Origin of the sequence: Micromonospora sp. NPDC000207 (assembly GCF_040300925.1) — a bacterium.
Taxonomy (GTDB): Bacteria; Actinomycetota; Actinomycetes; order Mycobacteriales; family Micromonosporaceae; genus Micromonospora.
Genome location: NZ_JBEPEQ010000154.1, coordinates 1 through 10,614, shown reverse-complemented (window position 1 = coordinate 10,614; position 10,614 = coordinate 1). Strand labels below are relative to the sequence as shown.

The 10,614-nt window shown below is 71.7% G+C and carries 9 protein-coding genes and 1 pseudogene; 5 read left to right on the top strand and 5 right to left on the bottom strand.

Annotated features, from left to right (window positions below; translation table 11 throughout):
* The first annotated feature begins 125 nt into the window (after positions 1-125).
* The 4 genes from dapF to ABT336_RS25225 are packed head-to-tail and all read left to right on the top strand — an operon-like array spanning position 126 to position 5,400.
* On the top strand, positions 126-1,169 hold the full coding sequence (dapF, locus tag ABT336_RS25240) for a diaminopimelate epimerase (protein WP_350899737.1): 1,044 nt from the start codon (positions 126-128) through the stop codon (positions 1,167-1,169).
* On the top strand, positions 1,166-3,289 hold the full coding sequence (locus ABT336_RS25235; RefSeq protein WP_350899735.1) for a molybdopterin-containing oxidoreductase family protein: 2,124 nt from the start codon (positions 1,166-1,168) through the stop codon (positions 3,287-3,289). The genes dapF and ABT336_RS25235 overlap by 4 nt, the downstream gene beginning before the upstream one ends.
* Positions 3,246-4,232 carry an aldo/keto reductase family protein gene (locus ABT336_RS25230; RefSeq protein WP_350899733.1) on the top strand — a complete coding sequence of 329 codons (987 nt, stop codon included), beginning with the start codon at positions 3,246-3,248 and terminating at the stop codon, positions 4,230-4,232. The genes ABT336_RS25235 and ABT336_RS25230 overlap by 44 nt, the downstream gene beginning before the upstream one ends.
* Before the next feature lie 31 nt (positions 4,233-4,263).
* A complete protein-coding gene (locus tag ABT336_RS25225; protein ID WP_350899731.1) occupies positions 4,264-5,400 on the top strand; it encodes an aminotransferase class I/II-fold pyridoxal phosphate-dependent enzyme in 1,137 nt (378 codons plus the stop codon).
* A 59-nt stretch (positions 5,401-5,459) separates the two neighbouring features.
* Here the strand turns inward: ABT336_RS25225 and ABT336_RS25220 are convergent, their stop codons facing one another.
* The 5 genes and pseudogenes from ABT336_RS25220 to ABT336_RS25200 all read right to left on the bottom strand — a co-directional run bounded on the left by ABT336_RS25220 (position 5,460) and on the right by ABT336_RS25200 (position 9,524).
* On the bottom strand, positions 5,460-6,479 hold the full coding sequence (locus tag ABT336_RS25220) for a DMT family transporter (protein WP_350899729.1): 1,020 nt from the start codon (positions 6,477-6,479) through the stop codon (positions 5,460-5,462).
* 214 nt (positions 6,480-6,693) lie between these two features.
* Positions 6,694-7,320, bottom strand: coding sequence for a LysE family translocator (locus tag ABT336_RS25215; RefSeq protein ID WP_350899739.1), 627 nt, complete (start codon positions 7,318-7,320; stop codon positions 6,694-6,696).
* A gap of 213 nt (positions 7,321-7,533) precedes the next feature.
* Positions 7,534-8,180 (bottom strand): annotated as a pseudogene (locus tag ABT336_RS25210) (nucleotidyl transferase AbiEii/AbiGii toxin family protein).
* Positions 8,181-8,182: 2 nt separating this feature from the next.
* Complete coding sequence (locus ABT336_RS25205; RefSeq protein ID WP_350899727.1) at positions 8,183-8,749, bottom strand: hypothetical protein; 567 nt, start codon at positions 8,747-8,749, stop codon at positions 8,183-8,185.
* Between the two features lie 187 nt (positions 8,750-8,936).
* Complete coding sequence (locus tag ABT336_RS25200; RefSeq protein WP_350899738.1) at positions 8,937-9,524, bottom strand: HAD family hydrolase; 588 nt, start codon at positions 9,522-9,524, stop codon at positions 8,937-8,939.
* A 423-nt stretch (positions 9,525-9,947) separates the two neighbouring features.
* Here ABT336_RS25200 and wrbA point away from each other — a divergent pair, with 423 nt between their 5' ends.
* Entirely contained in the window at positions 9,948-10,568 is a 621-nt protein-coding gene (wrbA, locus tag ABT336_RS25195; protein ID WP_350899725.1) for an NAD(P)H:quinone oxidoreductase, read from the top strand.
* Positions 10,569-10,614: the final 46 nt, after the last annotated feature.

Below are 10,614 nucleotides of genomic sequence, written 5' to 3'. Positions count from 1 at the left end.
ACAACTTTATAACTACCCACCCCACCCCCATGCCCCCCCCTTTCCCGACCTGGTTGCCGCGCCCCTCGGGCTGCCCCCCCCCCCGGGCCGCCCCACGCCGGACCACCAGGCGAACGGAGACGAGCATGGGCGACTTCGTCAAGTACCACGCCCTCGGCAACGACTACCTGATCATCGACCCCCGACGGGTGGACGTTCCCGCGTCCGGAGCCACCGCCCGACTCCTCTGCGACAGGCGGTACGGAGTGGGGGCCGACGGCCTCCTCGTCGGCCCGGTCGGCCCGGTCACCCCGGGGGAGCCGGTCGAGCTGCTGATCTTCAACTCCGACGGCAGTCCCTGCGGGCGCAGCGGCAACGGCATCCGGATCTTCGCCGACCACCTGCTCGGCCGGGAACCGCAGCTGGGAGACGGCCCCTCCGGCCGGGGCCTCACCGTCCGGACGGCCAGCGGCACCTCCCGGGTGGAGATCACCACCCCCGGCACCGTCCGCATCACCCTGGACGCCCCGACCATCACCACGACCGACCCGATCCCGTCCGACCCGGCCCAGTTCGACCCGGCCTCGTCCGGCCCGGCCCAGTTCGACCCGGTGCATCCCGGCCCGGCCTCGTCCGGCCCGATGCAGTCCGGCCCGATGCAGTCCGGCCCGATGCAGTCGGGCCCGGTCCGGTCCGGGCAGCACCGGGAGCGGTTGCTCCGGCCGTTGTCCGTCGGGGGCCGACACCTGCCGGTCCTCGTCCTCGACAACGGCAACCCCCACGTGGTGGTGCCGCTGTCCGCCGTCGACCGGGCCGTCGCCGAACGCTGGGGAGAGCCGATCGCCTCACACCCCGACTTCCCCGGACGGACCAACGTGGAGTTCCTGCGGGTCACCGAGCGCGGCCTGATCGAGATCGAGGTGTGGGAACGGGGGGCGGGCTACACCACCGCCTCGGGCAGCGGCGCCTGCGCCGCCGCCAGCGCCGCCCACGCCCTGGGGTTGATCGACGACAGGGTGCTGGTCCGGATGCCGGGGGGCGCGGTCGAGGTCGACATCGCCCCCGACGGCACCGTCGGCCTGACCGGCCCCGTGGCGGAGGTCTTCACCGGGCTCCTCGGCGGGGAACTGCGCACCCGGCTGACCGCCGAACGCCGGTCGTCGACGCCGGTGGCGGAGCCGGTGCCGTGACCGGCGACCGTGAGGTGGTGGGGGCCTGCCCCCTGGACTGCCCGGACGGATGCAGCTGGACGGTCACCGTCCGCGACGGCAGGGCGGTACGGCTGCGCGGCACCGCCGACCACCCGTACACCAGGGGCACCCTCTGCGTGAAGGTCAACCAGTACCTCGACCACACCGCCGCACCGGACCGACTGCTGTACCCGCTGCGCCGTACCGGCCCGAAGGGGGAGGGGCGCTTCACCCGGATCAGCTGGGACGAGGCGCTGTCCGAGATCGCCGGACGGCTCCGGCGGATCATCGCCGACAGCGGCGGTGAGGCCATCTGGCCGTACCAGGGCACCGGGAACCTCGGCTACCTCCAGGGACTCCAGGGACGGGCCGGAGCCCGACTGTGGAACGTCCTCGGTGCCAGCCGACACGAGCTGACCATCTGCTCGATCGCCGGACTCGTCGGCACCGAGTACGCCACCGGCACCACCCGGGGCATCGAACCCGAATCGCTGGTCCACTCCCGGCTGATCCTGCTCTGGGGGGCCAACCCCCTCACCACCGGCCACCATCTGTGGCGATTCGTCGAACAGGCGCGGCGCTCCGGCGCGTACGTGGTGGTGATCGACCCGGTCCGGACCCGGACCGCCCGCCAGGCCGACGAGCACGTGGCCCCGCTGCCCGGCACCGACGCCGCCCTGGCCCTCGGGCTCCTGCACGTGGTCCTCGCCGAGGACGGTGCCGACCAGGACTTCCTGGACCGGCACACACTGGGCTGGCCCGAGTTCCGCGACCGGATCCTCGACTACCCGCCGGAGCGGGTCGCCGCCCTCACCGGTGTCCCCCGGGAACAGATCGTCGACCTGGGGCGGCGGCTGGCCCGCACCCGTCCCACCGCCGTGCGCGCCGGCATCGGCGTGCAGCGGCACGCCGGCGGCGGCGAGGTGCTCCGGACCCTGGCCTGCCTGGTCGGGGTGACCGGCGACTGGCAGTACCCGGGCGGCGGGCTGGCCTACTCCACCGACGGGTACTTCGGCGGCGACCGGGCCGCGCTGGCCCGCGACGACCTGCTCGCCGCACCGGTACGGACCCTGTCGATGACCCGGCTCGCCGACAACCTGCTCACCCTCACCGACCCGCCGGTCCGGGCGTTGGTCGTGTACGGCTCCAACCCGGTGGCCAGCGCCCCCGACCAGAACCGGATCCGGGAGGCGTTGACCCGCCCCGACCTGTTCACAGTCGTCCTCGACCACTTCCCGACAGACACCGTCGACTACGCCGACATCGTCCTCCCGGCGACCATGCAGACCGAGCACCTTGACGTCCACGACGGCTACGGACACGTCTACGTCGCCTGGAACGAACCGGCGGTACCACCCCCGGGGGAGTGCCTGTCCAGCACCGAGACCTTCCGCCGCCTGGCCCGACACCTCGACCTCACCGAGCCCAGCCTGTACGACTCCGACGAGGAACTGGCCCGGCAACTCCTGGACAACGACCATCCGTCGCTGGCCGGGATCACCGTCGACCGGCTCCGCCGACAGGGCTGGGCCAGGCTGAACTACCCGCCCGCGTTCGTGCCGTTCCCCGACGGGTTCCCCACCCCGTCGGGCCGACTGGAGTTCCGGTCCGAACGGGCCGCAGAGGCCGGGCTCGACCCGGTGGCCGGCTACACCCCACCTCGGGAACCCACCGACCCCGACCTGTCCACCCGGTACCCGTTGACGCTCATCGCCGGGGCCGGGCACTTCTTCGTCAACACCGTCTTCGCCAACAAACCGGAACTGGCCCGCCGGGCCGGACCGCCCCGGGTCGTCCTGCATCCCGACGACGCCGGACCGCGCGGCCTCGTCGACGGGGGACAGGCCCGGATCTTCAACGACCGGGGGGAGTTCCGGGCCGTCGTCACCGTCGGCGCGGACCTGGTACGCCCCGGAGTGGCAGCGACAACAAAGGGCCACTGGCTCAAGCTCACCGGCGGAGCCGGAGTGAACGCCACAGTCGACGAACGCGACGCGGACATGGGCGGCGGTGCCGTCTTCCACGACAACCGGGTGCAGGTCGAACCCGCAGTGACCAGTGATGAGGAGAACGTCGATGGAGTTCCGCCAACTCGGTCACAGCGGCCTACGGGTCAGTGAGATCGCGTACGGCAACTGGCTGACCCACGGTTCCCAGATCGACGAGGACGCCGCCAGGGCGTGCGTGGCGGCGGCCCTCGACGAGGGGATCACCACCTTCGACACCGCCGACGTGTACGCCGGGACCCGGGCCGAGGCAGTCCTCGGCGACGCCCTGTCCGGGCAACGCCGGGAGGGCCTGGTCCTGTGCACGAAGGTGTACTTCCCGACCGGCCCCGGCCCCAACGACCAGGGGCTGTCCCGCAAACACGTGACCGAGTCGCTGCACGCCTCCCTGCGGCGGCTGGGCACCGACTACGTGGACGTCTACTACGCCCACCGGTTCGACCACCACACCCCGCTGGTGGAGACGCTGCGCGCCTTCGACGACCTGGTCCGCCAGGGCAAGGTGCTCTACCTCGGGGTGTCGGAGTGGACGGCCGAGCAGATCGGTGCCGCCAGGCGGATCGTCGACGAACTGGGGCTGACGCCGTTCGTCTGCAACCAGCCGCAGTACAACATGCTGTGGCGGGTGATCGAGAGCGAGGTCGTCCCGGCCAGCGAGAAGGCGGGGATGAGTCAGGTGGTGTGGTCCCCGCTGGCCCAGGGGGTCCTCAGCGGCAAGTACCGGCCGGACGAACCCCCACCCTCGGGGTCCCGGGCGCTCGACGAGGTGGGCAGCACCTGGGTGGAGGCGTACCTACGGCCGGAGGTCCTGCGGCGGGTCGCCGGTCTGCTGCCCCTGGCCGAGGAGGCCGGGCTCACCCCGGCCCAGCTCGCCGTGGCGTGGACCCTCGCGAACCCGAACGTCGCCTCGGCGATCGTCGGCGCCTCCCGCCCGGAGCAGATCCGGGAGAACGTCGCGGCGGCCGGGGTACGGCTCGACCCGGACCTGCTCCGGCGGGTCGACGAACTCCTCGGTGACGTCGTGGAACGTGACCCGGCCAAGACCGACAGCGCCTGACCCACCCGCCGCCGCGACGAATCGAGGTTCGATGCGCTACACCCCCTTCGACCTGGTGCAGTGGCAGTCCCGGTACGAGCCCACAGTGGACTACACCCTCGCCGACAGCAGCTGCCGGCCGGTGGAGTTGCACGACTTCCTCGACGAGTCGCAGGTCGCCCGGCTGGTCGCCGGCCCCCAGCACTATCCCGAGGTACGCGGGACCCCCGAGCTGCGTCGGCTCGTCGCCGGATGGCAGGGCTGCCGGCCGGAGGAGGTGATCGTCACCGTCGGGGCGGCCGAGGCCAACAGCATCCTGGCCGGGGCGCTGATCGGCCCGGGCGACCACGTCGTGCTGATGGAACCGGGGTACCGGCAGGTGTGGGGGCTGGCCCACAACGCCGGGGCGAAGATCAGCGTGGTGGGGCTCGACGAGCGCAACGGGTGGCGGCTCGACGTGGCGGCGTTGGAGAGCGCGGTCCGCCCGGACACCCGGGTCATCGCGGTGACCAATCCGAACAACCCGGCCGGGTCGGTCCTCACCGCGCAGGAGATGGCGGCGGTGGTGGCAGTGGCCGAACGCAACGGCGCCTGGCTGATGGTCGACGAGGTCCACCGGGGCACCGAACTCGACACCGACGAGGTCACGGCGACCTTCTGGGGCCACTACGACCGCCTGGTCTGTGTCGGCAGCCTGTCCAAGGCGTTCGCCCTGCCGGGGCTGCGGGTGGGGTGGATCGTCGCCACCGGTGACCTGCTCGACGAGCTGTGGCGGCGACACGAGTACGCCACCGTCAGCACGGGGCTGCTCGCCATGCGGATCGCCGAGGCGGCCCTGACGACGCCGTACCGGGACCGGTTGCTCGACCGCAACCGAGGGCTCATGCGCGCGGGCCGGTCGCTGCTGCTGCGGTGGGCCGAGGCGCACCCGGACCTTGTCTCGATCGTCGCGCCCACCGCGACCGCCCTGGGGTTCCTGCGGTACCGGGGGGAGGCGACGAGCCTGGAGGTGGCCCACGCGCTGCGCCGACTCGGCGGGGTGCTGGTGGCCCCCGGAGCCCACTTCGGCGCGGAGGGCCACCTCCGGGTGATCCACTCCCTGGACCCCGAGTACGTCTCGGCGGCCCTGGACCGGGTGGCATCGGTGCTGACCGAGGGCGTCGAGGCCGGCGACCCGCCCACCCGCTGACGCCGACCGGGGCAGGTGCCCGTCGCCGGGGTCGACCCCGACGACGGGCACCTGTCGGTTCAGCCGGAGCGGGCCGGTGCCGGTCGAGGCCCGGTCCCGGTCGTCTCGGTCGTCCCGGTCGTCTCGGTCGTCTCGGTCGTCCCGGTCGTCTCGGTCGTCCCGGTCGGCGGCGCGGTGACCCGCCGTTCCCCCAGGGTCAGCGCGACCACCGCCCCGAGCAGGATCACCGACCCGGCGGTGGCGGTGACGGTCAACCGCTCGTGGAGCAGGAGCACCGCGATGACGGCTGCGGTGACCGGTTCGACGAGCGCGATCACCGACGCGGTGGTCGCCCGGACGGTGGCCAGACCGGCGAAGAACAGGCTGTAGGCCAGTGCCGTCGGGGCGAATCCCAGGTAGGCGAGCAACCCCAGCACCATCCTGGGGTCGCCCGAGGTGGGCAGGAGCCCTTCGACGAGGGCCAACGGGAACAGGCAGACCATCCCGACGGCGAACCCGCCCAGGGCCGTCGACCGGGCGTTGCCGTTGGTGCCGTCGCGGCCCAGCTTCCGGTTGAGCAGCGTCACCCCGGCATACCCCGTGGCGGACAGCAGCGCGCAGGCCAGCCCCAGCATCGGGGCCGACCCGGTGCCGGTGCTTCCCCCGCCGACCAGCAGGACCAGTCCGGCCAGGGCCATCACGACGGTGACGGTGCCCGCGCGGCCGAGCCGTTCGGCCATCAGGAACCGGGACCCGACGGCGATGAGGATCGGCCCGGAGCCCAGGGTCACCACCGTCGCCACGGCCAGCCCCGCGTAGCCGACGGCGGCGAAGTAGGCGGTCTGGTAGACGGCCAGACCGACGCCGGTGGTCACGATCTGCCGCCACCGCCCACGCAACGGAGCCACCGCCGCCCGACGCCTGACGGCCAGGTGGACGGCGGCTAGGAGCAGGACCCCACCGGCGAACCGCCAGAAAGAGACCGCCACCGGGCCCAGCCCGCTGGTCTCGTAGAGGAGGGCCGCAGCGGCACCGCCGGTTCCCCAGGCGATCGCTGCCACACAGATGTAGAGGATTCCGCGCCCTACCGAAGAGGGCATCGTCATGTTCACACAATTCTCCGTTGTCGACGCCGCCCGGGCACCACGAATGCACCCGGGCTCAGGAAAGTCAGAGCCGGGTCGGGGTGGGTGTTGTTACCGGGTCGCCGGTGGCGGCGAGACAACGAGGAACGTCACCCGGTCACCGTACCGTCGCCGGGCGGGTCGGACAATCGACGTCGGTGCCCGGCGTTTCGGCCCGGGACGCCGTGGTTCAGTCCCGGACGAGGACCAGTCGCAGGGCCAGCCCGAGGAAGACCGACGCGGTCACGACGTTGAGGGCCTTGATGATGCGGCGGCTGCGGCGCAGCACCTGCCCGGCGTGCCCGGCGGCGAGCCCGATCGGGCCGTCGATGAGGAGGTCCACCACGACCAGGGTGACGCCGAGGACGAGGAACTGCCCGACGACGTTGCCGGCGGCCGGGTCGACGAACTGGGGCAGGAACGCGGCGTTGAACAGGATCACCTTCGGGTTGAGCAGGTTCACCACCGCCGCCTTGCGGAACGCCTGCCAGTGGCTGATCGTGGCGGCCCCGTCGGCGTTGCTCACCACTGTCAGGTCGTCGCGTTCCACCCAGGTCCGGATCGCCAGGTAGATGAGGTACGCCGCGCCGGCCCAGCGCAGCACGTCGTAGAGGAAAGGGGCCACGGCGAAGATCGCGGCGAAGCCGAGGATGGCGGCCAGGGCGTGGACGGCGAGGCCGACAGCGACGCCGAAGGCGGCGGAGAGCCCGGCGAGGGGGCCGCCGCCGACGCCCATGGTGATGATGAAGGCCATGTCGGGTCCCGGAACGATCACCAGAATGACGACTGCGACGACGAATGCCTGGTAGAGCGACATATCGAGCACCGGCATAGTCTGCCACGGCTGACGCCGGATCCGGGGACCCGACCCCGCCCGCCATCCACGGGTCGGAATGCGGATGGGAATTGCATCAACCTCGGCCCCTCGTTGAGGGCTGTCCGATGGTGAGGCCATCAGGCCCACGTCGGCCAAGCCATCCAGATCCGCCGCCGCAGATGCCGCCTCGACCAGCCGAACGCTGCCGCCGAATCATCCCTCGTCGTCGTCGAGCAGTTCGCGGCGCCATGCGGCGAACCTGCTACGGAGATCGTCCAACGCTCGGCCGGTGACGCCGTACTGGGCGAAGTCTTCGGGATCGAGCTGGGTGGCTTGTGTGAGAGCGTCGGCGAAGATGCGCGGGTCGAAGCCCCGGTCGGCGCGCTGCGCGAGGGCGAGGAGGGCGTCGCGGGTGTAGCGGCCGGATCGGAGGGTGGCGTCGATGTCGATGAAGTCCCGGGCGAACGCTCGCCCGTAGAGGGCGCTCATCTGTTCGCTACCGCGTCGTCAGGGTGGAGGACGGGTCCGATCGCCATGAGGATCGGTTCGTTGGCGCGCCAGTCCACGCCGAGTTCGACCTTGGAAACCCGCGCACCGTCGGTGACGGCCAGCCGGGCGAAAGTGTCGTACTGGCGCTCGGTCTCGACGGTGAGGCCGTCGTATCGGTAGGCGTGCACGACGGCGGTGACCGCGGCGGGGAACTCGTCGCGGCGGTCCCAGGCGGTGAACAGGTCGACGTCCTCGCTGGGCCGTTCCAGGAGCCCGGCGGCCTGCACCGCGTAGCCGCCGGCCAGCGCGAAGCCGTATCGATCGGCCGCCCCGAGCCCGGTACGGGCGAGGCGTTCGTGGAAGGGGTCCACCGCTACGCCGCGTTGCTGCGGGTGGCGGCGAGTTCGGGGAAGGCGTCCTCCCAGCGCTGCCGGAGCTGGGGTGGCAGCCAGAGGGTGGGCCAGAGTCGCCGAAGGAGGTCGGCGTCGAGCCAGGTGTGCAGATCCTCGACGGTACCGGCTTCGGTGAGCACGCCCTTGTACATGCTGGCCAGGCGCGCGGGCCGGTCAAGGTCGTACTCGGCGCGTCCGGACCAGTCGAGGTGACGCGGAAGCGTGACCACGCCCTTGGTGGGGCCGTGCAGCGCGGTGAGGGTTTCGGCGATCACATAAGGCTTCCGGTCACCATATGGCCGGTAGTCCGCTGGTGGCTGGGGTGATGTCCTACGTCGGTTGATGTTGGTCGCTCGCCGGACTTCCGGTCGTAGTGCCTGGCGGATCGTTTCCCGGCTGTAACCGGTGACCCGCTGCAGATCCACCGGCCGCCACCCGGCCGCGTGGAACGCCCGCAGTTGCTCGTCCCGCTCGGTCAATGCCTGTGCCCGCGTCGCCTCGTACCGGGAGACAACCGTGTGCAGCTCGTCCTCGGAGAACCGGCCCATGGCCGTTAGCCTACCAGGCTAGGCCCAGCACGCTTGGCTTACGCGGATCTCCGTAGCCGACGGACCAGTCGTGATGATCGCGATGGGATTCGCTCATGTCCTGGTTGGTGAGGCCCTCGCCGGCCTGCTTCGGAAGCTGGGCAGGCGTGCTGCTGCCCCGCTGTCCGCTGCGCGTTGTGGCCCGTGCTCAGCCCCGGCGCGGCTGTGGCACCCGGACGCTCGCCATGCCGGCGGCCGTGGCCGCCTCGATGCCCAGGTCCGCGTCCTCGAAGACGAGACAGGCGTGCGCGGGCACCCCGAGCAGCTCGGCAGCGCGCAGGAACGGCTCCGGGTCCGGCTTGGGGCGGGCGTACTCCCCGGCGCAGACCAGCACGTCGAACCGGTCGAGGATGCCGAGCGCGTTCAGGGACGCGACGACCGACTCCCGGACGCTGCCGGAGACCACGGCGAACGGGATCCGCCCGTGGGCGTCGTCGATGTGCGCCAGCACCTCCGGGATGCCGCCGGCCGTCGGCAACAGCCCCTGGTAGAGGGCCTCTCGCCGGGCCGTGACCTCCGCGACCGGCATGGCCAGACCGTGCCGGAGGTTGAGGTCGACGATGATGTCGGCGGTCGGCCGACCCGCCCAGGCGAGGAAGAGGTCCTCGGGGAACTCGCAGCCCCACTCGGCCAGGGACCGCTGCCAGGCCGTGAAGTGCTGGGGCATCGAGTCGACGATGGTCCCGTCGCAGTCGAACAGGTACGCCTGGAATTCGCCGGTGGGCAGGGGCAGCATCACCCGGCCAGGGTATCGACAGCGCGTCGCCGCCGGTCCGCCCGGTCGGATCGTCGCCGTGGTTCTGCCGGTCGGGTCACAACCGGCGGTGCCTGACGAGCAGGTCGACGTACCCCTTCGTGGGGTGGGCGAACGCCTCGGGCACCCGGCCGACCACGGTGAAGCCGAGCGAGCGCCACAGCGCCACCGCCCGGGTGTCCGAGCTGGTTGGGTGTACGTCTCACCGGCCGCCACGATGTCCCGCAGGAACTGCCAGATCGAGGGCCAGCCGTCGACGGTGGCTGCCCGGAACCGCATGGCCCGCAGCATGCCAGTTCCCACCCGTCGGCGCGCAACCCGAATTCCGGCAGGCCGCAGTGATGTTTGACGGCGCAAGTAACGGGTAGTCGCCGGAGTTGATCCCGAAAAAGGAGGAAACCCCTGATGGCAGGCCAGACCAAGGTGGCAGTGATCTACTACAGCGCCACCGGCATCACGTACCAGATGGCGCAGTCCGCCGTCGAAGCCGCCGGTGACGCCGGGGCCGAGGTCCGACTGCGCAAGGTCCGGGAACTCGCCCCCGAGGAGGCCATCCGGTCGAACTCCGGCTGGCACGCCCACCGCCTGGAGACCCAGGACGTCATGGAGGTCGAACTCGACGACCTGGACTGGGCCGACGTGGTCATCTTCGGCTCGCCCACCCGGTACGGGATGATCGCCGCCCAGCTCAAGCAGTTCATCGACACCACCGGACCGCTCTGGGCCAACGGCAAGCTCGCCGACAAGGTGTACTCCGCGTTCACCTCCACTGCCACCTCCAACGGCGGGCAGGAGTCGACACTGCTCAGCCTCTTCAACGTCTTCTACCACTGGGGTGGCATCGTGGTGGCCCCCGGCTACACCGACCCCAGCCAGTTCGTGGCGGGCAACCCGTACGGTGCCTCCCACACCAGCAACAACGGCGAGGTCCCGCCGGACGACGTGGCGCTCGCCGCCACCGCGCTGACCGCGAAGCGGGCGGTCCGGATCGGCACCGCCGTCCGGCAGGGCCTCGCGGCGGGCTGACCACTGTCGCCACGGGGGTCCCGCCGGGGTGGTCCGCCCCCACCGC

Excerpts from the sequence above, each read along its gene's own strand:
- ABT336_RS25225 (WP_350899731.1), top strand. The coding sequence starts at position 4,264 with ATGCGCTACACCCCCTTCGACCTGGTGCAGTGGCAGTCCCGGTACGAG.
- ABT336_RS25230 (WP_350899733.1), top strand. The coding sequence starts at position 3,246 with ATGGAGTTCCGCCAACTCGGTCACAGCGGCCTACGGGTCAGTGAGATC.
- ABT336_RS25215 (WP_350899739.1), bottom strand. The coding sequence starts at position 7,320 with ATGTCGCTCTACCAGGCATTCGTCGTCGCAGTCGTCATTCTGGTGATC.
- ABT336_RS25205 (WP_350899727.1), bottom strand. The coding sequence starts at position 8,749 with ATGGGCCGGTTCTCCGAGGACGAGCTGCACACGGTTGTCTCCCGGTAC.
- ABT336_RS25200 (WP_350899738.1), bottom strand. The coding sequence starts at position 9,524 with ATGCTGCCCCTGCCCACCGGCGAATTCCAGGCGTACCTGTTCGACTGC.
- wrbA (WP_350899725.1), top strand. The coding sequence starts at position 9,948 with ATGGCAGGCCAGACCAAGGTGGCAGTGATCTACTACAGCGCCACCGGC.
- ABT336_RS25220 (WP_350899729.1), bottom strand. The coding sequence starts at position 6,479 with ATGCCCTCTTCGGTAGGGCGCGGAATCCTCTACATCTGTGTGGCAGCG.
- dapF (WP_350899737.1), top strand. The coding sequence starts at position 126 with ATGGGCGACTTCGTCAAGTACCACGCCCTCGGCAACGACTACCTGATC.